Genomic DNA, 24,828 nt, shown 5'->3' with positions numbered 1-24,828 from the left:
ACCTAGAGATTTCAAACAAAAGTGGAACAAACTTTGACATTATTTGTAAAATTAATCCTGCTAAACCTATATTAGTGCCATGATGCAACGTTTATTTATTTCTACCTTTTTCATACTGTGCATGTTCCATTTCGGCGAAAGCCAAACCAACAAAAAAATTCTAGAAGGATATTTTATCAACCCTTTAGATATAGACATGAAACTAAGTGGGACTTTTGGTGAGTTAAGGTCAAATCATTTTCATAGTGGTCTAGACATAAAAACAAATCAAAGAACTGGTGCCAAAGTGTATGCTGTGGCAAATGGTTATGTGAGCCGTATTAAAATTGAAAGATACGGTTATGGTAAAGCTTTGTATGTGACGCATCCTAACGGTTATACTAGTGTCTATGCGCACCTAGAAAAATTTGCTCCCAGAATAGAGGAATACGTAAAGAAAAGGCAATATGAAAAAGAAAGTTTTGAAATCCAGCTGTTCCCAACAGACTTAGAGTTACGAGTAGACCAAGGAGATATAATCGCCTATAGCGGAAATAGTGGTGGTAGCGGTGGTCCTCACTTACATTTTGAGATAAGGGATAGTGCTGCAAAACCGATCAATCCAATGTTAATGGATATAGAAATACCAGACACTAAGGCTCCTATTGTTAAACAGGTTATGGCCTATCCTCTAGATGAAAACAGCACCATCAATGGTCGCAATCAACCCGAATTGATAAGATTGATCCCTTTAAAAAATGGCGATTTTAAAACGGAAAATTTCAAAGCCTATGGGCAAATAGGTATAGGAGTAAACACTAATGATCGACAGAATGGAGCCGCTAACCAAAATGGAGTTTACCGCATTAAATCCTACCTTAACGGCACTAAAAATTTTCAAATCACTTTTGACACCTACGCTTTTAATGAGACTCGATATTTAAACCGTCTTATCGATTATAACCATTTTAAAAAGACTAAAAGTCGAATTACAAAATTGTTTATTCCAGAAGGTTCTCCTTTAAGTCTTTATGAAGATCATATAGATTATGGTGTTTTAAGTTGCTATGATGCCGGTGTAACCAATCAACTTAAAGTTGAAGTAATGGACTTCAAAGACAACACAACCAGCATTCATTTAAAAATCACCACTGATCAACCACCAGGAGAAAGAATGATTCCAGACAATTCGCATTTGTCTTATGTAAATCATAGAGAAAGTTTTACTTACAACGACGGTGCTTTTAATGTGTCAATCCCTAAAGGAGCTCTTTACCAGAACAGTTTATTAGATATCAAAGTAAATAGCGATACAGTAAAAATTCATCAGGATGAAATACCCTTACACAAGAATATTTATATCAATTACAACCTAAAATCTAAAAAGGAAGAAAATCTCAAACAGTATTATATAGGACGAGTTACTGATTGGGGAAGCGTTTACTACACTTCTTCAAAAATTAAAAATGGAGTTCTTACAGGTAGCACCAGATACTTTGGCACCTATGCAGTAAGCAAGGATTACACGCCACCTACCATTACCCCAATTAGCTTTAAAAACAAACAGTGGATATCTAATCATAAGACTTTGAAAATTAAAATTGATGATGCACAAACTGGTATCAAAGGATATCGTGCGACAGTTAATGGAGAATTCATTTTAATGGAGTACGACTATAAAACAAAATTACTAGTACACGATTTTGAAGATGGAGTCGTTAAAGATGGAGAAAACAACCTAAAAGTGATTGTAACGGATAATGTGGGAAATAGCACTACATTTGATGCAGTCTTTTACCGTAAAAACTAATTTTTGAAACAGCTTTTAACCTCGGTTTTTTTATTATTATCATTTCTTTCATTTAGTCAAAATGCCACAATTACCGGTGTTATTCTAAACGAAAAAAACTTACCAGTAGGTGACATTAATGTAAGCATTACAGGCACCTCAATTGGTAACGCAACAGACAACAGCGGTTTCTATAAAATCATAGTGCCAGCAAACGAATTACTCGAATTAAAGTTTTCTGCAATTGGTTATGAAACTATTATCATAAAAAATTTAAAACTGGCAAACAATCAGGTTTTTGAACTTAATCCGGTTATTAAATCTAATATTGAGGAATTTAAGCCTATCGAAATAGATGCGATAAGAGACAATGAACTTAGAGGGATTACAAAAATTAAACCTGCCATAATAAGAAATATGATAGGTGCTCAACCTGGTGTTGAAAATCTTCTTAAATCCTTACCTAGTATTAGTAGTAACAATGAATTGAGCACTCAATACAATGTAAGAGGTGGAAATTTTGATGAAAATCTAGTTTATATAAATGAGATTGAGGTTTACAGACCTTTTCTTATACGTAGTGGTCAACAAGAAGGACTGAGTATTGTCAATTCTGATTTGGTACGAGATGTGAAATTTAGCGCTGGTGGATTTCAAGCACGATACGGTGATAAGTTAAGCTCTGTTTTGGATATTGAATACCGTCGCCCTACCCAATTTGCTGCTGGAATCGACGCTTCTTTATTAGGTGTAAATAGTTATGTAGAAGGTACCGCTTTCGCGAAAGCGTTAACAGCAACTCTAGGAGTACGATATAGAGACAATAGCTTATTTGTGAACTCTAGAGAAACTGAAGCCATTACCATTCCAAGGTTTTTTGATTCTCAAACACACCTCACCTATCAGTTATCTCCTAAATTTGAATTAAGCTTCCTGGGAAACATTGCTATCAATGACTATGAATTTGAACCACTTACCTCTCAAACAAATTTTGGTACGGTAAACGATGCTCAAGCTTTAATTATTGACTATGACGGTCAAGAAAACGATAGGTACGAGACCTACTTTGGCGCAATAAAAGCCAGTTATGATGTTAATGATAACTTGAATGTAAGGTTAATATCTAGTGTTTATCACACTCAAGAACAGGAATACTATGACATTCTTGCAAGGTATAGCATCGGTCGCCCAAATACAGATATTGGAGGAAGTGATCTAGGAGAAGTAGATTTTACAACCTCCATAGGAAGTGAACTAGATCATGGACGTAATAATCTAGATGCACTTATCACTACTGCACAACTTAAATCAACTTACACCATACCTAGCTCCAAAAAAAATAAAGACGTTATCGATGCTAGTATTAAATTTAACAAGGAAGACATTAGAGATAGGTTAAGGGAATATACGGTTATAGATAGCGCCGGATTTAGCGTAAGGCCACCATTACCAGAATTTAGAAACCAACAACCTTATTTTTCATATACAGCTCCTTTAGTACCGTTTGAATCTGCAAGGGCCGATAATGATATTACCATCGATCGAGTACAGGCTTTTATACAATATAGTAGCCGTGGATATCTAGGAGATCACGAAACCTTCTGGAATGCAGGGATAAGATCTCATACATGGACTGTAGCCGGCGATGAAGTTGATAGTAATACTCAAACTGTATTTTCTCCTAGAGCTCAATTTGCTATAAAACCGTATTGGAAGAAAACAGATATGTTGTTCAGGCTGTCCGGTGGATTATACCATCAACCACCTTTTTATAGAGAGTTAAGAGATCAACAGGGAACGGTGCAACCACAAGTCGAGGCACAAAAATCAGTTCATATTGTTCTAGGGAATGACTGGAGTTTTAATTGGTCTTCTAAAAAAGACGAAATAAGACCATTTAAACTGACTACCGAGGTTTATTATAAAGATTTATGGGATGTGAATACCTACACTCTTGAAAATGTTAGGCTACGATATAGAGCAAACAACAATGCTACGGCCTATGCTTACGGGATAGAAACAAGAATGAATGGCGAGTTTATCAAAGGAACTGAAAGCTGGATATCTCTTGCATACATGCGTACCCAAGAAAACTTGGACAATCGAGGATTTATTGATCGACCTACTGATCAAAGACTAAAGGCTGCATTCCTATTTCAAGATTATGTTCCTACAATACCTAATTTAAGAGCCTACTTGAATATGGTTTATAGTACAGGGTTACCAGGCGGATCACCTAGTTATGCAGATCCTTATGATTTTCAATTTAGGCTTAAAGATTACTTTAGAGCAGACCTTGGCGTACAACTCGAGCTTGTAGGACCTAATAAAGTTGCTAGAGATGACAGCTGGTTAGCCAACTTTACCGAACTTTCTATAGGTGCTCAAATCTATAACATATTCAATTACGAAAATCAAATATCAAATCTTTGGGTGAGAGATGTAGCTAGTCAGGCACAATACGCGGTGCCTGTAAGATTAACTCCTAGAGTTTTTAATATAAGATTACTAGCTAGACTGTAGCAGTTGAAAATTGCTCGATATACTCCTTGAGAACATTTATTACGTAATCCAATTCTTCTTTAGTATTGTAGATTGAAAAACTAAATCTTAGACTAGGTTTATTTAAATCCTCTCCTTTAAGAACGTTACTAAGCACATGACTTCCTTTTTGTGCTCCGCTTTGACACGCACTTCCTTTTGAGCAAGCAATTCCTTTCAGGTCTAAAGTAAAAAGAAGCATCGCAGCTTTGTCTGCAGGAATCGGTAAACACACATTCAATAAGGTAAAGGTGCTTTTATCTTCCTTGGAACAATTACCATTAAATTTTATACCTGGCACATTACTTATTAATTGGTCTTTGAAGTAATTTTTAAGTTCTAGAACGTAACTTCTTTCTTCTTCTAGATTATCATAAGCCATTTGTAATGATTTGTCTAGGCCTACTATATTATGAACACTTTCAGTACCAGCTCTTACACCACGCTCTTGTGAACCACCTACAATTAATGCTTGTAATCCTGATCCTTTCCTTACAAAAGCAAATCCCACTCCTTTAGGACCGTGAAACTTATGAGCACTCACGGCTGTAAAATCTACGGGAATTTCTGAAAAATCTAATTCATAGTGACCAATAGATTGCACGCAATCACTATGAAACAAAGCATTGTACTGTTTACATAATTTTGCTATTGATTTTATATCTATTTTATTTCCTATTTCATTGTTCACATGCATTAAAGAAACTAGCGTTTTCTCATCTGACTCTTTCAACAATTCCTCTAGATGTTCTTCGTCAGGCGTTCCACATTCTTTTAATCTTACATGAACCTTAGTAGCGCCATGTTTTTCACAGGCTTGATCAATAGCGTATAAGACAGCATGATGTTCAATAGGCGTGGAAATAATTCTAGTAACACCTAAGTCCCGCACACAACTTATTATAGCAAGGTTATCAGCCTCAGTACCACCAGATGTAAAAATGATCTCGGCAGCACTTACGTTCAATACCTTTGCAACATTCTTTCTTGCCGTTTCAATCAAAGATTTGGCTTCTCTTCCGTAACTGTGAGTTGAGCTAGGGTTACCATAAACTTCGGTCATGACCTTCGTCATTTCCTCAATAACTTCTGGTCTCATTTGAGTTGTTGCTGCGCTGTCTAGATATACTTTTCTCATAACAGCAAAAATAAATTAATTAAGAATATTATATAGTAACTCACGTTAATACTTAAGTTCTATTTTTGTATCCATGAAGAAGTTACTTTACTTATTACCCATTTTTCTTTTTAGCTGCGATGATGGCGATGTTATCGTGCAAGAATTTGATTTTGAAAATGTATCAGTTGATGCATGCGAATCTGATTTTTTGAATAGTAATGAATACATTTTTTACAAAAACAACGGTCAAGAAACAATCTTCATTCAGTTTTCTACGACCGACGGTATTTTATTAGAAAACAACACCTATGGAAACTACTCAGTAGGAACTAACAACTCTATTGAATACCGCAAATTATCAGATGATATCCCATCTGATTATTACTGTAATAACATTCCCATTCAAGGAATTGACGTACTAGATGTGTTTACAGCAACAGCTGGTGATATTTCAATTGTCACAATAACTAATAGTGAAACAGACAATGACGGTATACCTAACGAACTTGAAACTGGAGACTACGACAATGATGGCATACCTGATATAATAGATCTAGATGATGATGGTGACAACGTACCTACAGTAGATGAAGGCGTGGTAATCACCAATGGCATGATAGATCTAGCTCTCAGTCGTGATACAGACAGTGATGGGATTTTGGATTACCTAGACACAGATGATGACGGCGATGGAATCCTTACCTCACAGGAGGATGTTGACGGTGATCTAAACCCGAGAAATGACATAACAAATGGAATTCCAAACTACCTGAATCCTGCTGTATCCGATACATTTACAGCAACCATAGATACCGCTATCCCTAATAGTTATAGCAGATCCTCGAATCTTGATATTACAATATCCAATTTGATTCTAACCGATGGCAACAATGAGGTATTACTAGGAACTTTTGATTTTGGAACCTACATTTCTCCCGTACTTACCATTGAATCTACAGGCGAGGTAAATACAGTAATAACAAACTAGGATTTGTTTTGATAGAAATACACTTCAGTTGCACCCAGTCCGTATTTCTTGAAATCAGCATCATAGTACGTTAAATGCTCATAACGATTAAGTAAATACTCGAGCTCGGTTTTTAGTACACCAGTTCCCACTCCATGGATCAAAATTAATTTGGGAATTCTGTTTTGTAAAGCCCATTCCACTTTAGAACGAGCTACCTGCAGTTGTAAATCTAACTTTTCATGCGGTTGCATGTAAGCATCCTTATTAGTTAGTTGATGAATATGCAAATCAACTTCTATCGGTGGTAGTTGCCCTTTTTTCCTTTTTTTCGATTGTTTTTTCTTAGGCTCTTCTGCCATAGAGATATCCACGGCACCTATTTGGAATGTTTGATCTAGAATAATCTGCTTGGGATCTACTTGGATTTCTATTTCCTCATCTGTAATGATGGTGAGTGATTCCGCTTTCGCGAAAGCGACAACACCACGTACATCGTCGTCGATAAAGGTTATCCTATCCCCTTTTTTGAATTTACGACTCATCAGAATCTAGATGATCATCTTTAGTTTTAACCCAATGTTGACTTGCTCTATAAGCCCCAAACATCAACAAAACTAATCCAATAATTTTTATGTATACCGAAGTATTTTCATCAATGAGAGCGTAAGCAAGTAGAACTCCACCTAAAAAAATTAAAATACCGTTTATGGATTGCTTGACCATCGTTTTGGGCTCAAAAATAGTCCTTTTATCGATAAACCACATTGAAACATGGTCTTTTAACCATAATTTTTAAGATTTCTATGGTAAAAGTTTATTTTTGTTCTATAATAAGAGTAGTATGAAAAATTTTATAATTACCGCATTTTTAAGCATATACGCAATAACCGCAGCTGCCCAAGTTGTTGTGGTAGGTGATAATTTCATCTATTCTCAAGGAGTCAATCTATTTTCTAAAGGAAGCATTGATTTAAATGATGCCGACTCTAGAATTTACCTAAGAGAAGAAGCGCAACTTATTCAAAATGACAATGTAAGTAATGCTGGTGACGGCTTTATTTCTATTTTCCAAGAAGGTACCGCTGATCAGTTTAATTACAACTATTGGTCTGCACCAGTAGGTGATGTGGCTACAGCATCTGGAAACGAAGGTTTTTCAATGACTCAAATCTATTATCCTACAGGAATCCTTACTGGAACAGCTGCCGATGATGAAAATTATTTCAATAGGACTATTACTGCAGAAAACGCTAATTTCTTAAATTATAATGCTCGTGATGGTGTTTCAGATGATGGGACAGCAACCAATCCTCTTGAAATTGCAAGTAGATGGATATACAATTATGACAGTGCAGGAAACGCAATACCAGGAAATGCCTATTCAGGATGGAATTATCTAGGTGGTAGTGGTTTTGTGAATGCTGGATATGGTTTTAGCATGAAAGGTGTTTCTGGAACTAATGGGATTGCAGTAAATCCTAATCTTAGAGAATATCAAAATGGTCAAATCGGACAACGATATGATTTTAGAGGACGTCCTAATAATGGTAATATTACCGTAGGTGTGGCAGATGATGAGGTTTCACTAGTAGGTAATCCTTATCCAAGCGCACTTGATTTAAAACAATTTTTATTTGAAAATTCCACTGTAAGATATGGTGTAGGAAGCGATCCTGCAGAAGTTGCTACAGTAGATGACACAAAGTTAGATCCATCTATTTTATTCTGGCAGTCTAATGCCTCTGGTAGTCACATGCTTACTGCATATGAAGGAGGATATGGTATTTATTCACCTGATGGATATGATGTAACGGCACCAGGATCAGGGATATTTGCTACTGAAGGTAATTATGTTCCTGCTGCCTTTTATTCATACGACAATAGTGGTAATCCAATTACCAACACATCACCTGGACTAGCAAGCCCAGTAGGAGCAACACTTAGATACGCTCCTGTAGGACAAGGATTTATGATAAGACGAAATGCTAGCGGTTTTACCGCTCCCAATGGAACTTATTTTCCTCCTACTGCTAATTTAACTACCGGAACGGCTTTACCATCAGGAGCTAATGGTGAAGACCAAATCGTATTTACTAACACTCAAAGAGATTTTGTTAGAGAAAGTGGTGGCAACTCCTTAATGCTTAGAGGTTCTGGAAACGGTGGCGCACAAAATAGTGCTTATGCTAACCAGTCGCCTAAATTTAGAATGAATGTAATCATTAATGATACTTACACTAGACAATTATTATTAACCTTTAGAGACAACCTTTCTCTTAACTACGACTCAGCTGTTGATGCTAGGGTTCCAGGGCTCTTGGATACTGATATTTTTGTTAATGTAGAAGGTGGTGCGTTTTCAATTGCAGGTCAAAAATATGATGAAGACATGGGTATTCCTCTAGGACTACTAGTTGATCAAAACGCATCTAATGATGCTACTTTCAATTTTTCAGTTGTAGAACAAATTAATTTTACGCCTAACAATATTTATATTTATGACACCATTGATGATGTGTATTATAACATAACGAGAAGCTCACAAGGGATACAATTACCTTCAGGTCATGCGTCAATGGATCGTTTTGAGATTAGATTTAAAGACACTAGCAACACTTTATCTAATGATACTATTGACGAACTAGGCTTCACAGTATTTCAAAATAACAGAAAACAAAACTTAACTGTATATAATCCAGAGCTGCAAAAGGTTTCTAATATATCGTTGTATGATCTTTCTGGACGATTAATTTTTAATGAAAAACCATCTACAGCTCAAACAGAATACACGTTTAACACTGCAACCTTGTCGAGCGCCTTATACATAGTTAAAGTAACTACCGAGGCAAACAAAGAAGCAGCTATCAAAATAAGTATTGCTAATTAAACATGAATATAAACCTCATCCTAGATGACAGCTGGATGCTGCCTTGTATGAGTAAAAAAATATTAGGAATGGACTGTCCTGGATGTGGAATCCAGAGGTCCATTTCTTTTTTACTTCAAGGTGAATTTGTAAATGCTTTTTACATGTATCCAGCCATATACTTTCTTTTCTTACTTTTTTCTGTGTTAATTATAGATTTCTTCATTAAAATCAAGCATGGAGAAAAAATTAAATTAGTTTTGACCGTACTTACTATAGGAACCATACTAGTTAATTATCTTTTAAAAGTTTTTTGAAAACTTATTTAGAATAACGTAACTTTTGGACTTACTTTTAAACCTATAATTCAATTAACCTAAATTTATCATCATGCAAAAACTCAACACAACCGCAGTCTACATTTTATCCATTGTAGGATTTTTATGTTGTTGCGCCTGGGGACTAGGATTTGTGGCAGCTTTAATAGCTTTTATTATCGCAAACAAGGAACTGAAAAAATATAATGAAAACCCTGAAGCTTACAGTAATGGTAAAGCTATGAAAACTGCAAAAACCGTAGCTTTAGTATCCTTAATTGTTTCTGGACTGGTAACAGCTTACACCGCTTACACATATTTTGCATATAGTGAAAGAGAACGTTTAGAGCAGGGAATTGATTTTTATAGATCAATTGGAGCTCCAGATGAAATGATTGATGCTATGGAAGATCAATTAGACAATATTGAAGACGAAGAATAAGTAGTTATTATATAATAAATTAAAAGGCTCTTTAAATAGAGCCTTTACTTTTTAAATTTTAATATCATGCAAAAATTAAATACAACGGCTGTATACCTTTTATCTGTAGCAGGATTTTTATGTTGCTGCTTTTATGGTATAGGGACAATTGCAGCTATAATTGCTCTTGTTATAGCAAATAAAGAACTTAAAAAATACAATCAAAACCCGGAAGCCTATACAAATGGAAAAGCAATGAAGTCGGCTAAAACGGTTGCCATCATTTCATTAATACTATCTATAATAGGATTGGTAGTTCTGGTTTTATTTTACATGAACCAATGTGAGTTTTACGAATGGTACATCGATTTTGCTCTTAATCAACCTAATGTAACCGAGGAACAACTAGCACCACTGTACGACGCAATGGAACAAGCAGGTTGTAGATAATATTCTAACATTACTCAAAAAAAGGCTCGCTAACGCGGGCCTTTTTTATTTTATACATTTCTATAAATAGTAAAAACAATAATGCTCATAAGCAATATTAAGATAGGCCACTTCCCAATCAAATATTTACGATATTTTATAGGAATGATGGACGTATGTTCCATTAAAAGAACTAAGATTATATAAGGAATTAAAAAAAACAATAGAGCATTTAAATCCCAAGCTGTTTTAAAATCTCCATGAAGTATAGCGTGTATTGCTCGTTGCGAACCACAACCTGGGCAATCATAAGAAGTCACCACCTTACTAGGACACTTTGGAAATAATGCTGTATTTGATGGATTATAGGAATAGTAAATATAAAAACAGCCACTTATAAAAGTGACTGTAATTGCAATAAAAAAGAATCTTTTAAGACTCATTTAAATGTTGTCCAATCCTACTACCAAAAGAACAAAAAGTAAATAAAGTACTATAAACACAGCTGCTCCTATAGCACTGTAAATACACCATTGTTTTGCTTTTTCCGATGCTTGTCTAGATTCATTGTACATACCTTGATTCCACAGTCTATCTACTTTTGCTGCGTTTACAATTGCTGGGATTCCTAATGGCCAGCAACATATAATAGTCACAATTATCGATTCAGCTAAATAGGTTTTAGGAGGTTGTCCTACTGGTCTTTGGTTTTCAGGTTGATTGAAAGGATCTTGCATATTATTTAATTTATTTGTGTAGCAATTTACTCAAACTCCTTTAAAGTTTTAATAATTATCTCAATACAATCATCTAACTGCTCTTTTGTCATTACCAAAGGAGGAGCAAATCTTATGATGTTACCATGAGTAGGTTTTGCTAGTAAACCATGATCTCTCAAACGTAAACAAATATTCCATGCAGTATCACTTTCTTCCGAATCATTTACAACAATAGCGTTAAGAAGTCCACGACCTCTTACTAGAGTTACTGTATCGGTAGTTTCGATATATTCATTAATTCGGCTTCTAAAGTAATTACCTAGTTCTCTTGCATTTTGCGCTAGCTTTTCATCCTTTACAACATCAAGTGCCGCCATTGCAACTGCACCAGCGATAGGGTTACCTCCAAAGGTACTTCCATGCTGCCCAGGTTGTATAACATTCATAACTTCATCATCTGCAAGAACAGCGCTTACAGGATAAGCTCCACCGGATAATGCCTTACCTAAAATTAAAATATCTGGACGTGAGTACGTTTCTTGTCTTTCACAATGACCTTCACAGGAACATTTACCGCATACAGCAAGTAAAGCACCAGTACGAGCAATACCTGTTTGGATTTCATCTGCAATGAAAAGAGCGTTGTATTGAGCGCATAATTCCTTTGCTCGCATCATGAAGTCATCACTAGGAGTATACACTCCTGCTTCCCCTTGAATAGGTTCAACTAAAAATCCAGCTATATTATCTTGTTGTAATGCCTTTTCAAGAGCATCAGTATCATCATAGGCAATCTTAATAAAACCAGGAGTATAAGGTCCAAAGTTTTTTCTTGCATTTTCATCGTTAGAAAAAGAAATCACAGTTGTTGTCCTACCGTGAAAATTATTTTCACACACAATTATTTGTGCATCGTGTTCCTGAACACCTTTCTTTTCATAGGCCCATTTTCTCGCAATCTTTATAGCTGTCTCTACCGCTTCGGCGCCCGTGTTCATCGGTAAAACTTTGTCAAACTTGAAGTAATCAGTTACATATTTTTCATAAACACCTAGCTTATCATTGTGAAATGCTCTAGAAGTAAGCGTTAATGTTTTTGCCTGTTCAGTCATGGCATTAACAATAGCTGGATGACAATGACCTTGATTCACAGCACTATAAGCACTAAGAAAATCATAGTACTTTTTACCTTCTACATCCCAAACAAAGACTCCATCACCTCGTTCCAGAACCACTGGTAAAGGATGATAATTATGAGCTCCATGCTTATCCTCTAGATCTATATATTGTTGGGATTTATTTCCTACTTGAACGTTCATACTATTACTATTTATTGGTTGGGCAAGTTAATAAATCTAACAGGCACTGTCCAATAAATATCGTTAAGAAACCTTCAATTCCACTAGATAAAGTTTAATTTTACGCCCTATGTCTAAAAGAAGAAAAAGAGCACAAAAAACCTTTTTAAATGTACCTGTGGTTGATGCTGGTGCCAAAGGTAAAAGCGTAGCAAAAACTGAAGATGGTGAGGTAATTTTTCTTACCGATGCGGTTCCTGGTGATGTGGTAAACATTCAAACCTTTAAGAAAAAGAGATCCTTTTATGAAGGCCGCGTAACAGAATTTATAAGTAAGAGTGATCGTCGTACAACACCGGTATGTAAACACTTTAGTGTGTGTGGTGGTTGTAAATGGCAACACATGAAGTATGAGGACCAACTACATTTTAAACAGAAGGAAGTTGTAGAGAATCTTACTAGAATAGGTCATCTGGAATTACCTAGTGTGACACCTATTTTGGGTTCTGCAAAACAATACCACTATCGCAATAAAATGGAATTCAGTTTTTCTGCAAACCGCTGGCTTACTCTTGAAGAGATAAACAGTGACAAAGAGATTCAGGATAAAAAAGCTTTAGGATTCCACATTCCTGGTATGTGGGATAAAATTTTACATCTGGATGAGTGTCATTTACATCCTGCTATTGGTGAGAAGATAAGATTGAGTGTTCACGCTTTCGCGAAAGCGGAAAATTTATCATACTACGATCCTAGAGAACGTACAGGATTGTTACGCACCTTAATGCTGCGCATGGCGTCAACAGGTGAGAACATGGTGGTAATTCAGTTTTTTCAAGAAGATGAAGCAAAACGCATTGCTTTACTTGAACACTTAAAATTACAATTTCCAGAGATTACATCTTTACAATATATAATCAATGAAAAAGCAAACGACACTATATATGATCAAGATGTGATTTGTTACCATGGTGAAGATCATATTTGGGAAGAAATGGAAGGTTTAAAATTTAAAATAAACGCCAAATCATTCTACCAAACAAATAGTGAACAAGCTTATGAATTGTATAAAATAACAAGAGATTTTGCGTCATTAAAAGGAGACGAATTAGTCTATGATTTATACACAGGAACTGGAACTATAGCACAATTTGTAGCAAAAAAAGCAAAACACGTGGTAGGTGTTGAAGCGGTCGAAGTAGCTATTAAAGATGCGCAAGAAAACGCGCAAGTAAACAATATAGAAAACACCACCTTTTATGCTGGTGATATGAAAAATGTGTTTACTCAACAATTTATTGAAGAAAATGGTGCCCCAGATTTGGTTATAACAGATCCACCAAGAGATGGTATGCATAAGGATGTTGTTGCTCAATTGCTTAACTTACAAGCACCAAAAATTGTATATGTAAGTTGTAACAGTGCAACACAAGCGCGTGATCTCGCGTTATTAGATCAACATTATAAAATTGATAAAATCCAACCTGTAGATATGTTCCCGCAAACGCACCATGTAGAGAATGTAGTGCTACTTACTTTAAAATCGTAATTATGAAAAATATTGTTTTGTTACTATCACTAGTTTTATTGGTAGCAAGTTGTAAAAAGGATGTCGATATTAAAGAAGAGAATACTGCCGTTTCATCCACATTAATTAATGGTTCAATCGTATTTACGGATAGTATTAATGAAGCTCCTGATTCTTTCATTGTTTATTATTTTGATCGTGAACAAAACAAATACGAAAACTCACAAGCCCAATTTGATGATAATGGCACATTCAATCTTACACTAGACATTGAACAGCCTACTACAGCAATAGCTTATGCAGGCCAACAAATAAATCTTTTTCTAGTTCCTGGTGATGCATTAACCATTAGTGGAACGGTAAACGGAGCACAATCAGAGAACAACACGATTAAGTTAGATGGTTCTCGCACTAAAGAATTCATGGCTGTAAAGAACTATTTTGAGAATAACCCCATCAAGGTAGATCCATTTTATGAGCCAGGAGCCGACAAGGATCCTATGGATTTACATATTTATCTTTTAAAAAAGGAAGATGAGTTTCATCAATACAACAAGAATTACCTTAATAATCCAAACATACCAGAAGAGTTCAAGAAAGTAATCAATGCAAACGACAAATACTTTCTAGTCAATGCTAGATTAGAGTTTTTAAATTACGCTAACTACATAGGAAAAGAAATACCAGCAATTGATAGTGAATATTTTGAAGGCATGAAAAACTTACCAGATTTCACTAAAGATGATCTTACCTATGGTGCATTAACTAATGCTATTGCAAGTAGTTATAAAAACTATTTAAGAGAAAGACTAGTCTTTGACAAACCAGGAGTTTCCCCAGATTCCTTAAGCTCTATTGTATCAAAACAAATTATAAAGGATAATTCAAAGCCCATACTTAACCAATATGCTACTTTTTCAACTGCTTTAAAAACCTTTGAAAATCACGATTTGGATTTTTATCAAAACAATCAACAAGCTATTGAACAGCAACTTACAGGAAGTGATTTCCTAGCTATTTTGAAAAGAGAATATGAAAAGGAAAAAGAATTACTTGAGCGCCCAGAAATACCTAAGGAATCAGAAATTCTAGAATTCACATCTACAGAACCGTCAAATTATTTGAATGAAATTATTTCTAATTCCAAAGGAAAAGTTATTTACATTGATAATTGGGCAACCTGGTGTGGACCTTGTAAAGCCGAATTTAAGGAAGCATCGCCAGCGCTACATGAAAAGTTTAAAGATGATGTTGAGTTTGTTTACTTGTGTCATGCTAGTGAGAAAAAAGCTTACTTACCTAGTATTGCACAATTTAATATTAAAGGAAAACATTACTTTTTAAATGATCAGGAAGGACCAGTTGTTCAAGAACAAATAAATCTAGAAGGCTTTCCTACCTACACCATTATAAATAAAAAGGGTGAAATAGTTCAATCAGATTACATTCACCGACCTAGTTACCCTAAAACCACTACTCTTTTAGAAAGTTTAATCAATGAGTAAATTTAAGGCGACTTTTATTCTGATTTGGGCCATTTTTTTCCTTGTATCAGGATGTGAAAAAGATGATTTATGCACACTGGATCAACCAGCAAACGCTCGTATCAATATAGTATTTAAAGATCGCAGTATTCCATCAGACAACAAGGTTGTTTCACAGCTGAGAGTTTTATTGGAAAATGTGGATACCGAAGTTCCTCTTAATTCTACCAATGATCTTTTGTTAACTGCAACAGACTCAATATCAATACCGCTACCGATTGATGTAAATACTGTTACATATAGATTTGAACGTATTGAAAATGAGAATGAAAATCAGGATGCCATTACTTTTACCTTTGATACTAGAGAAGAGTACGTAAGTCGAGCGTGTGGTTTTAGAGTAGTGTATGATAATTTAACCGCACAAGTCGCACCTGAGACTGGCACTAACAATTGGATTAATAGTGTAGTTGTTAATGAAACTACCATTGAAGACAACCAAATTATTCATGTTGAAATACGTCATTAATATAGTTTTCCTACTTCTGTGTTGTACGGTTTTACAAGCACAAGAAGAGAAAGAAATCGAGCAAGCTCAAGATTCAATTCAAAAAAAATACGGATTAAGAGTTGGAATAGATGCAGCTAGTTTAGCAAGAAGTTTCTTTGATGACAATTATCAAGGTTTTCAAATCCTAGGTGATTTTAGATTAACTCCATCCTTATATGTTGCTGGAGAATTAGGTAATGAAACTATTGCCAAAGACCTAGAACGCATTGAATATGAAACAAGTGGTTCTTTCTTCAAGGCTGGAATTGATTATAATTTCTACAACAATTGGTTAGAGATGGACAATATGATATACGGTGGTGCTCGTATAGGTGTTGCTAGCTTTGGTCACGAATTGTACAGATATGAATACAACTCGGACAATACCCTTTTCCCTATATTAAGTCAACAAGTACAACGAGAATTCAATGGTCTTACTGCTATCTGGTTTGAAGTACAAGGAGGAATGAAGGTTGAAGTGTTTAACAACATTTATTTAATGGCAAACGTTCAATTAAAATTCCTAATCAACGAGAGCACTCCAGATGATTTTGATAATCTGCACATTCCAGGATTTGGAGTTACCAATGATTTTAATGGTATAGGCGTAGGTTACACGTATGGTATTCTATACCGAATTCCTTTGTTTAAAAAATAAAAAATCCTAGAAACAATAATGTTTCTAGGATTCTATAATTAAATTCTTCTTTATTGACTACTCCTCTTCATCAAGAGCAGCAAGCAAGTCATTTGACTGTAAAAGATTATACCATTGAATTACCTTTTTAATATCGCTGGCATAAACTCGATCTTCATCATATTCTGGCAAAACCTGTGAAAAATAATCTTGCAATTCATTTTTTGAGGCTTTATGAGAAATGGCAGGTCCCTTTTCCTCTTTATCAGCTATCTTAGAGAATACCTCTTTAAGTGGTACATCCTCAGAATAAGTGTATATGGAAATATCCTTTAAAACGCTCACATTGTGGTTTATTCCTACAATCGAAGTTTTCTTATCTATTAAAGATTCTACTACAAAGCCACTACGTGCCTTTGATTTAAGTTGATACAATCCTGGTTTTCCTGTTATGGATAAAATGTTATCTAAACTCATTGCGAATTATTTTTTTGGGTGGCAAATATATGTAAAAGCTATTTTACTAATGGTTAACGTCTTCCTTTTAATTCAGGAAACCTCATTCTGTAGTCAACACGAACCTTACCTTTTGATATATTAGCCAGTTTTCCTTTTATCAATCGCTTTTTTAGACTTGAAAGTTTATCAGTAAATAATATTCCTTCAATGTGATCGTATTCATGTTGTATAACACGAGCGGCTAGACCTGTATAAGTTTCTGTATGTTTATTAAAATTCTCGTCTAAATAAGAAATAGTAACCTCTTCTGGTCTAAAAACATCTTCCCTTACATTAGGTATACTTAAACAACCTTCATTGAATGCCCATTCATCTCCATTTTCTTCTTCAATTTGAGCATTAATAAAAACCTTCTTGAAACCAGTAAGTTGGTTTATTTCCTCTTCAGTAAGTTCTTCATCATCGGCAAATGGGGTTGCATCAATAACAAACAATCGTAGTGGCATACCTACTTGTGGTGCTGCCAGACCTACTCCACTAGCGCCATACATGGTTTCCCACATGTTTTCAATGATTTCTTTTAATTTTGGATAATCTTGAGGAATATCCTTTGCGACTTTTCTTAAAACTGGATCGCCATAGGCGACAACTGGATAAATCATATTTTTTTATTTAAAGGCCCATTTCGGTTAGGATTCCAATATCCTTCCTCAACATCATTCACCTTATCATTATACCTTTTTTTTTATTTACGGCTTCAGCAAGTTTTACATTTTACTATCCAAAAACGTTTGTAAAATAATTGTTGCTGCGATCTCATCAACCAGGGCTTTATTACGCCTTTTGGATTTTGACAAACCACTATCAATCATGGTTTGAAAAGCCATTTTTGAGGTAAATCTTTCGTCCACTCTCGTAATTTCTATGGATGGGTATTTTTCTTGTAACGCTTTCGCGAAAGCGTCAATCACATCTCCTAATTCACTAGGTTCTCCATTCATTTGTTTAGGTTCACCTATTACGATAGTGCTTACTTCCTCATTACGTAAATAATTTTCAATGAATGGTACTAATTCATAGGTGTTTACAGTGGTAAGACCTGATGCTATAAGTTGCAAGGGATCTGTAACTGCAATGCCTGTTCTTTTTTTACCGTAATCTATAGAAAGTGCTCTAGCCATGAGTTTGCAAAAATAATCAATCTAATATGAAGCACATCACTAACTGCTACTACTTATATTTGTGAAAAACTTAAAAGTAGTGGATCAATTAAAAAATATCATTGAAGAAGCCTGGGAAGACCGCACTCAATTAGAGAATCGCGTTACCCAGCAGGCAATTAGAGAAGTGGTAGACATGCTAGATCGTGGAACATTGCGAGTAGCACAACCTACCGAAAATGGCTGGCAAGTTAATGAATGGGTTAAAAAGGCGGTAGTTCTATATTTCCCAATTCAAAAAATGGAAACAATAGAATGTGGTCCACTTGAATTTCATGATAAAATCCCTTTAAAAACTGGATATAAAGAAAAAGGAATACGTGTCGTACCACATGCAGTGGCTAGACATGGAGCTTATATTTCAAGTGGTGTTATAATGATGCCTAGTTATGTAAACATAGGTGCCTATGTAGAGGAAGGAACCATGGTAGATACTTGGGCAACGGTAGGTAGTTGTGCCCAAATAGGTAAAAATGTGCACCTGAGCGGTGGTGTAGGAATAGGTGGCGTACTAGAACCTTTACAAGCTGCTCCAGTTATCATAGAGGATAATGCTTTTATCGGGTCCCGTTGTATTGTGGTAGAAGGTGTACGAGTAGAAAAAGAGGCAGTACTAGGAGCCAATGTCGTTCTAACCGCTTCAACAAAAATTATAGACGTAACTGGAGATCAACCAGTAGAATACAAAGGCCATGTTCCTGCTAGATCGGTTGTAATTCCAGGTAGCTACCCTAAGGAATTCCCAGCAGGGACTTACAATGTTCCTTGTGCGATCATAATTGGTAAACGTAAAGAAAGTACCAATAAAAAAACCTCGCTTAACGATGCTCTACGCGAGTACAACGTAGCAGTATAGTGAGAATATTACTTATTCAATATAAGATGCTGGGTGATGTGCTCACGAGTACAATTATAGCAGATCAATTAAAAATCACCTACCCCAATTGTCAAATAGATTATCTTATCACACCGATGGCTGCTTCTTTAGTAAAGAACCATCCATCGGTAGATAATCTTATATTGGCTTCCAATAAGGATTTTGAAAGCTTCACAAGTATCCTAAAACTTGCAAAGAAGCTTAAAAAAAACAATTATCAGTTGTGTATTGATAGTTATGGTAAAAACAACAGTGCCTTGCTCTCCTATATCGTTAATGCTACTAGAAGAATAGGGTATAAAAAATGGTTTTCATCACTTGCTTATACTGATATGGTTAAAAACGAACCAAATAGAGGTATTTATAAAACAGGTGTAGCTCTAGGTAGTAGAATGATCTTATTAAAACCGCTAGAAAAAAATATTCAATGGCACCTTAAACCAAAGATTCATTTGACAGTTGATGAAATCGAACAAGGAAAACAGTGGCTGGAACAAAAAGGGCTAGACTTAACTAATTCCGTAACGATGATAAGTGCTTTGGGTAGTAGTAAGGAAAAAACGTTACCTTTTAAGGAGTTAGCTAGTCTTTTAGATTTTATAGTCCAGAACACTGAGACTCAAATATTGTTCAACTACATCCCTAATCAGATCGACCAAATTAAAGAACTGTATGAACTGTGTTCACTTAAAACGAAAGAACACATCTTTTTAGATGCTTTTGCTCCCAACATACGTGACTTCCTTAAAATTCTTCACCATTGCACTGCTATAATTGGCAACGAAGGTGGTGCCATAAATATGGGAAAAGCACTAGACATTAACACCTTTGCAATTTTTGCCCCATGGATTAATAAATCTTCCTGGAACATAGGTGAAGATGGGAAAAATCACGTAAGCGTTCATTTGATGGATTACAAACCAGATCTTTACAACAACCAAAGTGCAAGTACATTCAAAAAGAAGGCTTTAAGTTTGTATTCTCATTTTGAAGCTGGTATGATACAAAAAGATCTTAAAAGCTTTTTAAATCATCATTACTAAAAATCTTTACTCTTTATTTATCCCAAATGGAGTAAAGGATTTCTTTTCATCACGAGTAGACTTTCTTATAGCCTTGTTTTTATCGATAGATTCTTGATTTTTATAACCTCGTGCATGATCAAGATGTAAACAAATTGCGCTATAGCGTATTTGTTTTGACTTTATTCCTAGGTTGAATAAACGTTCTCCTAACTCTCTATCTTGACCACCGTATTGCATGCGCTCGTCAAATCCATTAACCTTCTTTATATCTTCTAACCAACCACTACTGTTGTGACCGTTCCAGCTAGCATTAGTCGGAGTCAAATTTTCCATAACCTTAGCCGTAACAAAACCAGCTGTAAGCTTTTGATTTTTGTAGGATGCTGGTAAACCTCGTTCCTTCAACCACTCTACATCAAAACATCGTTGCGTGTAAATGTCATCTTTCGTAATGGCTTGAGAAATATCTAGGGGCAACTTATAGTAACCACCGCTCAAAAAATAACCAGGTTCCCTACGTTCATAATGGATTTGAAGAAAATCCTCACGAGCAATACAATCACCGTCGCTCATTACAACGTAATTTGCATTACAAGCCATTATAGCCTTATTTAATATTTGACTTTTTTGGAATCCATTATCCTCGTGCCACACGTGTATAATAGGATATCGTGAATCTTGAGCATAGTTTTCAATGAATTCTTTTGTATCATCCCTAGAACCATCATCTGCTATAACTACTTCAAAATCCCTAAAGATTTGTTGCTCATAACTCCATAAGGTCTTTTCTAACCAGGGAATCGAATTGTAGGTACTTATAATGACAGAAATTGTCGGGTTTGAAGACATAGTTCTAGTTTTCTTTCAAAATCTAAACAAATTTAAGCATATCTAGTGGTTATCTAATCAGTAAGTTTATTTTTGCTGAAGAACTATTATGTTTATATCCACTTATGACCAAATATAATATCACTGCAATCATTCCAGCTTTTAACGAAGAACACAACATTGTTGATGTCCTTAAATCTGTTGATTTTTGCGATGAAGTCATTTTAGTAGATTCAAACAGTACCGATAATACGATAGAACTAGCAAAACCTTATTTCACCAAATTACTGACTCGTAATTACGAGCACAGCGCTAGTCAAAAAAACTGGGCTATTCCTCAAGCAAAACATGAATGGATACTTTTAGTCGACGCTGATGAACGAGTTACACCAGCATTAAAAGAAGAAATTTTGAACCTATACCCTACTCTCGATACATCTGATTATGTTGGTTATTGGATTGGTAGACGTAATTTCTTCATGGGTAAACAAGTACGTTACAGTGGCTGGAAAAATGACAAGGTAATACGATTATTTAAGAAATCTAAGTGTAAGTATAAAGACAAACACGTTCATTCTGAAATAATTGCTGATGGTCCAGTAGGAAAACTGGAAAACAGATTCTTACATTATAAATATGTGAGTATGGATCACCATGTTAAGAAATTACAACGCTACGCTGATTTGCAAGCTAAAGATTTTGATAAAAAAGTAGGCAAAATTACCGCATACCACATAGTCATCAAACCTATGTGGGGCTTTTTCAAGCACTTTTTTGTTCAAAAAGGTTTTCTAGACGGATTTGTAGGATTTACGATTGCTTATCTGCGCAGTTATATGATTTTTATGCGATACGTAAAATTATGGTTACTCAGACGAGGGATTAAGTAATCAAATAAGAGTTTCTATTGCGGTTGGGTTCCAATTGTAATAATCGCAAATTCGTTGCCATTGAACTCTATTAAAATCCTTTCCTTTATTTTCTTTTTTAAGGGCCACCTTTTGAGTCCTCGCTATAGGAATAGGTATATCAGGATAATTTTCATTTTGTAAAGAAAGGACTCCATTTTTTAAAGCCATCGCCTTAAACCAAAGATCATCGGCCTTTGGAGCTAATTCATTAAACAAGGTAACATTATGAACATCCTCATGTAAAGAATTAGAAGGATACAAAACACAAAATGCTCCTACAGGCATATTGTGAATACTCTGTTCTTTTACATCATGTATAAAAGGCCACTGTGAATAGCTATTTACCCGATTATTCTCGTATGTCATCTTACGACATCGATTACCAATTATATTGTCGGGATATTTTAAATGAAAGTCCCATAACTTTTTGATTGTATCATCTTGATACATCACATCGTCATCACAAGTAATAATGGTTTTTTCTGGAAATTTCTTTAGACTATGGATTAGTTTACGGTGAGAAAACGTGTAGGGCACGTATTCAATTTGAAAAAAAGGACCTTGTAATTTGGCTAGTTTGTTAGGCAAGCTGTTCTTTAAATCATGATGCAACCACAGCACCACTTTTTCAGGAGCATATTTTTGTCTCATCATACTACGTATGGTAAGATCAAGTGTACTTAATCTGCTAGGGATACTAGTTAAACTTACAATAGCAGGAATGACTTGCTCCTGATTCTTTATAAGATTTGCTACACTCGTACTGCGCAATCTGAACGCTTCTAGTATTGAACCCGGTAATTCCTTTAATTTCATGATTTAAACAGTCCTTTTAATTTCTTTTTAAATCTTTTTTTACGGTGAAATTTATCTTGAAATTTTTGCACACTTTCCCACATGGATTCAATAGCATGTTGAGCATCCTTATCAGATAATTTTGCATACTCCTTACCCATTATATCATACATCCATTTTTTGGGCGATAATCGCTCAAAATTCTTCAATCTCATATTATAAGGTATGTCAAAAAATTTCATTCTGTTTAAATCAACCAGACTAAAAGTATAGCCTTGCGAAGTTTTCTTAATCAAGGTATTCCCAGGAGAATGATCTAGGAAATAAATACCGGCCTCATGCATTTCATACATAAAAGAGGCAAACTCCTTGAGAATTTGTTCTTTATCTTGAAGTGAATCATCATTAATAAGTTCTCTAAAAGTAAAGTCATGTTCCCCATAATAACATATGTAATAACTATCCTTTAAAGTGAAAATCCCTAGTTTTTCTAGATAAGCCACTGGTTGTGGGGTTCCTATTCCTTTCTCAGTTAAATAAACCGCATTTTCATAGGATCTTCTTGCCTTTGATTTTCTAATAAATCTGTAAACAAACTGATTGATAAAGTTTGGTTTCTTGAAGGATTTTACGACATACTTTTCATCTTCCCATTCAATTACCTTTATAGTATTACGTGGATCTCCTAACCTATTTTCAGAATCGTAAAACAACTCTAGTAAATGTTGTATTCGCTTTCGCGAAAGCGAACTAGAAAAAAACCTCTCTTTAAACATATAGTATCACAATGGTAGACAAAGAAACGACATATCCACCTGCTAACAAAGCTAGATGGATATCTAAAAGTTACAGAAAGGTCTAGTTTAAATCATATCTTTGAATTTTATTTATAGCAAACGGTCATCATGTCTTACCATTACTCACTTCAAACAATAATATCAATACATGAGTAAAACAGTCTTACGTGTAGTTCATCTTTCTGGAATGATGAGTCGTGGTGGTGGCGAAAATCACATCATTAATTTGACTACTGAACTGAATAAAATGGGGCATGAAAGCACCGTGTTTTGTCCGTTAGGAAGTCAATTAGGCACAGAACTTAAGGAACTCAATAGTCCAGTGATTGAGAAGAAATTAAGGTTAAAAGTTGACCCCTTGTTCTTTTTAAGCTTTGGTAAATTCTGTAAAAAGAAGAAAATTGACATTATACATGTGCACGATCCCGTTGCTATGTTTTTGGTCATACTAGCCTCGTACTTTTTTAAGTTACCTAAAACGGTAATGAGTAAGAAAACTAGTTTTCCTATCAAAAACCGTAAAAAAACTCTTTATAAATACAATCATCCCATTTTTAAAAGAGTGATTTGTGTATCTAATGAAGTGAAAAAGGTAAGCCAAAAATCAATCGTTAACTCAAATAAGATTGTCACGATTTACAATGGATCTAATCTAGATAAATTAGACACATTCGAGCCTAAAATTAATTTAAGAGAATCCTTTAATATTTCCAAAGACGTTACCCTAGTTTTACATATTGCAAATCACACTAAACCAAAAGACTTACCATTATTTATAAAGTGTGTAGAATACTTTAAAGATCGTAAGGATGTGCACTTTGTTCAAATTGGTAGGCACACTGAACATTCCATACCCATTCTAGAAGCTGTTGAGAGTAAAGGACTTGAAAAAAGAGTTTCCTTTTTGCATGAACAAGAAAATGCTGCCGTTTACCTTAAACAAGCCGATATCTCCTTCATTACCTCAAAAAGTGAAGGATTACCACAGGTTATCTATGAGTCCATGTATTACCAGACCTTAATCGTAAGTACTATGGCAGGTGGTATTCCTGAAGTTATTTCAAATGGCGTAAATGGTTTTATAGCACCAGTAGGCGATAGTATTAAATTAATTGAACATTTGAATCACGCGATAGGCAATAAAAGTGCCTTTGCAAAAATGCTCGATCAAAACTTTCAATTAGTAAAAGAAAAATATGATTCTAAGATAATGGCTCAAAAGACGCTTGAATTATATCAAAACTTGTTAAAGCCTGTTCAATAAATTA

The 24,828-nt window shown here is 35.0% G+C and carries 27 protein-coding genes; 15 read left to right on the top strand and 12 right to left on the bottom strand.

Translation table 11 applies throughout. The annotated features are described in order from the left end of the window. The first annotated feature begins 79 nt into the window (after positions 1-79). Together I5168_RS06625 and I5168_RS06620 are read left to right on the top strand one after the other, a co-directional pair. Positions 80-1,789 carry a M23 family metallopeptidase gene (locus tag I5168_RS06625; RefSeq protein WP_431471282.1) on the top strand — a complete coding sequence of 570 codons (1,710 nt, stop codon included), beginning with the start codon at positions 80-82 and terminating at the stop codon, positions 1,787-1,789. A gap of 3 nt (positions 1,790-1,792) precedes the next feature. After that, on the top strand, positions 1,793-4,291 hold the full coding sequence (locus I5168_RS06620) for a carboxypeptidase-like regulatory domain-containing protein (protein WP_431471281.1): 2,499 nt from the start codon (positions 1,793-1,795) through the stop codon (positions 4,289-4,291). Here I5168_RS06620 and I5168_RS06615 read toward each other — a convergent pair. Then, positions 4,281-5,447, bottom strand: a complete 1,167-nt coding sequence (locus tag I5168_RS06615) for a cysteine desulfurase family protein (protein ID WP_167342428.1) — start codon at positions 5,445-5,447, stop codon at positions 4,281-4,283. The genes I5168_RS06620 and I5168_RS06615 overlap by 11 nt on opposite strands. Positions 5,448-5,520: 73 nt before the next feature. On the opposite strand from I5168_RS06615, the gene I5168_RS06610 reads away from it, so the two are divergent. Further along, positions 5,521-6,417: a hypothetical protein gene (locus I5168_RS06610; RefSeq protein ID WP_431471280.1), complete on the top strand. Its 897-nt coding sequence runs from the start codon at positions 5,521-5,523 to the stop codon at positions 6,415-6,417. Here I5168_RS06610 and I5168_RS06605 read toward each other — a convergent pair. Together I5168_RS06605 and I5168_RS06600 are read right to left on the bottom strand one after the other, a co-directional pair. After that, positions 6,414-6,941: a Smr/MutS family protein gene (locus tag I5168_RS06605; RefSeq protein ID WP_431471279.1), complete on the bottom strand. Its 528-nt coding sequence runs from the start codon at positions 6,939-6,941 to the stop codon at positions 6,414-6,416. The genes I5168_RS06610 and I5168_RS06605 overlap by 4 nt on opposite strands. Beyond that, positions 6,931-7,122: a hypothetical protein gene (locus tag I5168_RS06600; RefSeq protein WP_105019533.1), complete on the bottom strand. Its 192-nt coding sequence runs from the start codon at positions 7,120-7,122 to the stop codon at positions 6,931-6,933. The genes I5168_RS06605 and I5168_RS06600 overlap by 11 nt, the downstream gene beginning before the upstream one ends. Before the next feature lie 118 nt (positions 7,123-7,240). Here I5168_RS06600 and I5168_RS06595 point away from each other — a divergent pair, with 118 nt between their 5' ends. The 4 genes from I5168_RS06595 to I5168_RS06580 all read left to right on the top strand — a co-directional run bounded on the left by I5168_RS06595 (position 7,241) and on the right by I5168_RS06580 (position 10,453). Further along, the gene (locus I5168_RS06595; RefSeq protein WP_105019534.1) at positions 7,241-9,286 is read left to right on the top strand and encodes a T9SS type A sorting domain-containing protein; all 2,046 of its coding nucleotides are present in this window, start codon (positions 7,241-7,243) and stop codon (positions 9,284-9,286) included. Positions 9,287-9,288: 2 nt separating this feature from the next. Then, positions 9,289-9,582, top strand: a complete 294-nt coding sequence (locus I5168_RS06590) for a DUF2752 domain-containing protein (protein WP_042277552.1) — start codon at positions 9,289-9,291, stop codon at positions 9,580-9,582. A gap of 73 nt (positions 9,583-9,655) precedes the next feature. After that, complete coding sequence (locus I5168_RS06585) at positions 9,656-10,024, top strand: CCC motif membrane protein (protein WP_240919409.1); 369 nt, start codon at positions 9,656-9,658, stop codon at positions 10,022-10,024. A 66-nt stretch (positions 10,025-10,090) separates the two neighbouring features. Continuing rightward, the gene (locus I5168_RS06580; RefSeq protein ID WP_042277548.1) at positions 10,091-10,453 is read left to right on the top strand and encodes a CCC motif membrane protein; all 363 of its coding nucleotides are present in this window, start codon (positions 10,091-10,093) and stop codon (positions 10,451-10,453) included. A 50-nt stretch (positions 10,454-10,503) separates the two neighbouring features. Here the strand turns inward: I5168_RS06580 and I5168_RS06575 are convergent, their stop codons facing one another. Genes I5168_RS06575 through rocD form a run of 3 tightly spaced genes read right to left on the bottom strand, consistent with a single transcriptional unit; the run spans position 10,504 to position 12,470 of the window. Continuing rightward, on the bottom strand, positions 10,504-10,875 hold the full coding sequence (locus I5168_RS06575; RefSeq protein WP_431471278.1) for a DUF2752 domain-containing protein: 372 nt from the start codon (positions 10,873-10,875) through the stop codon (positions 10,504-10,506). Next, complete coding sequence (locus I5168_RS06570) at positions 10,876-11,169, bottom strand: CD225/dispanin family protein (protein ID WP_431471277.1); 294 nt, start codon at positions 11,167-11,169, stop codon at positions 10,876-10,878. Positions 11,170-11,195: 26 nt separating this feature from the next. Then, on the bottom strand, positions 11,196-12,470 hold the full coding sequence (gene rocD / locus I5168_RS06565; protein ID WP_167342432.1) for an ornithine--oxo-acid transaminase: 1,275 nt from the start codon (positions 12,468-12,470) through the stop codon (positions 11,196-11,198). A gap of 109 nt (positions 12,471-12,579) precedes the next feature. On the opposite strand from rocD, the gene rlmD reads away from it, so the two are divergent. From rlmD to I5168_RS06545, 4 genes are read left to right on the top strand one after another with little or no spacing between them, the layout of a single operon-like run. Beyond that, positions 12,580-13,998 carry a 23S rRNA (uracil(1939)-C(5))-methyltransferase RlmD gene (gene rlmD, locus I5168_RS06560; RefSeq protein ID WP_431471276.1) on the top strand — a complete coding sequence of 473 codons (1,419 nt, stop codon included), beginning with the start codon at positions 12,580-12,582 and terminating at the stop codon, positions 13,996-13,998. A 2-nt stretch (positions 13,999-14,000) separates the two neighbouring features. Next, positions 14,001-15,482, top strand: a complete 1,482-nt coding sequence (locus I5168_RS06555; RefSeq protein ID WP_431471275.1) for a TlpA family protein disulfide reductase — start codon at positions 14,001-14,003, stop codon at positions 15,480-15,482. Further along, complete coding sequence (locus I5168_RS06550) at positions 15,475-15,990, top strand: DUF6452 family protein (RefSeq protein WP_042277539.1); 516 nt, start codon at positions 15,475-15,477, stop codon at positions 15,988-15,990. The genes I5168_RS06555 and I5168_RS06550 overlap by 8 nt, the downstream gene beginning before the upstream one ends. Beyond that, positions 15,971-16,669, top strand: a complete 699-nt coding sequence (locus I5168_RS06545) for a DUF6048 family protein (RefSeq protein ID WP_060524061.1) — start codon at positions 15,971-15,973, stop codon at positions 16,667-16,669. The genes I5168_RS06550 and I5168_RS06545 overlap by 20 nt, the downstream gene beginning before the upstream one ends. 57 nt (positions 16,670-16,726) lie before the next feature. On the opposite strand, the gene I5168_RS06540 is transcribed toward I5168_RS06545, so the two are convergent. From I5168_RS06540 to ruvX, 3 genes are all read right to left on the bottom strand, one after another. Next, entirely contained in the window at positions 16,727-17,125 is a 399-nt protein-coding gene (locus tag I5168_RS06540; protein WP_042277534.1) for a DUF5606 family protein, read from the bottom strand. 53 nt (positions 17,126-17,178) lie between these two features. Further along, positions 17,179-17,769, bottom strand: a complete 591-nt coding sequence (def, locus tag I5168_RS06535; protein WP_431472750.1) for a peptide deformylase — start codon at positions 17,767-17,769, stop codon at positions 17,179-17,181. Between the two features lie 105 nt (positions 17,770-17,874). Next, a complete protein-coding gene (gene ruvX / locus I5168_RS06530; RefSeq protein WP_060524059.1) occupies positions 17,875-18,288 on the bottom strand; it encodes a Holliday junction resolvase RuvX in 414 nt (137 codons plus the stop codon). Positions 18,289-18,367: 79 nt separating this feature from the next. Between ruvX and I5168_RS06525 the strand changes: the two genes are divergently transcribed. Both I5168_RS06525 and I5168_RS06520 read left to right on the top strand, forming a co-directional pair. Then, positions 18,368-19,183: a 2,3,4,5-tetrahydropyridine-2,6-dicarboxylate N-succinyltransferase gene (locus I5168_RS06525; RefSeq protein WP_042277527.1), complete on the top strand. Its 816-nt coding sequence runs from the start codon at positions 18,368-18,370 to the stop codon at positions 19,181-19,183. Next, positions 19,183-20,247, top strand: coding sequence for a glycosyltransferase family 9 protein (locus I5168_RS06520; protein WP_431472749.1), 1,065 nt, complete (start codon positions 19,183-19,185; stop codon positions 20,245-20,247). The genes I5168_RS06525 and I5168_RS06520 overlap by 1 nt, the downstream gene beginning before the upstream one ends. A gap of 6 nt (positions 20,248-20,253) precedes the next feature. On the opposite strand, the gene I5168_RS06515 is transcribed toward I5168_RS06520, so the two are convergent. Further along, entirely contained in the window at positions 20,254-21,078 is an 825-nt protein-coding gene (locus I5168_RS06515; protein WP_431472748.1) for a glycosyltransferase family 2 protein, read from the bottom strand. 104 nt (positions 21,079-21,182) lie between these two features. Between I5168_RS06515 and I5168_RS06510 the strand changes: the two genes are divergently transcribed. After that, entirely contained in the window at positions 21,183-21,947 is a 765-nt protein-coding gene (locus I5168_RS06510) for a glycosyltransferase family 2 protein (protein WP_167342437.1), read from the top strand. Here I5168_RS06510 and I5168_RS06505 read toward each other — a convergent pair whose 3' ends face one another. Further along, the gene (locus I5168_RS06505; protein WP_258150549.1) at positions 21,948-22,784 is read right to left on the bottom strand and encodes a glycosyl transferase; all 837 of its coding nucleotides are present in this window, start codon (positions 22,782-22,784) and stop codon (positions 21,948-21,950) included. It abuts the gene before it with no gap. Beyond that, positions 22,781-23,539 carry a lipopolysaccharide kinase InaA family protein gene (locus tag I5168_RS06500; protein WP_105019543.1) on the bottom strand — a complete coding sequence of 253 codons (759 nt, stop codon included), beginning with the start codon at positions 23,537-23,539 and terminating at the stop codon, positions 22,781-22,783. Before I5168_RS06500 ends, I5168_RS06505 begins: the two co-directional genes overlap by 4 nt. Positions 23,540-23,708: 169 nt before the next feature. Between I5168_RS06500 and I5168_RS06495 the strand changes: the two genes are divergently transcribed. Continuing rightward, positions 23,709-24,824, top strand: a complete 1,116-nt coding sequence (locus tag I5168_RS06495; RefSeq protein ID WP_431472747.1) for a glycosyltransferase family 4 protein — start codon at positions 23,709-23,711, stop codon at positions 24,822-24,824. The last annotated feature ends 4 nt before the right edge of the window (positions 24,825-24,828 follow it).

This window comes from Nonlabens sp. SCSIO 43208, from assembly GCF_050703575.1.
In the GTDB taxonomy this organism is placed as follows: Bacteria; Bacteroidota; Bacteroidia; order Flavobacteriales; family Flavobacteriaceae; genus Nonlabens; species Nonlabens tegetincola.
The sequence above is the reverse complement of the archived record's forward strand: the minus strand, read 5'-3'. Positions and strand labels throughout refer to the sequence as shown.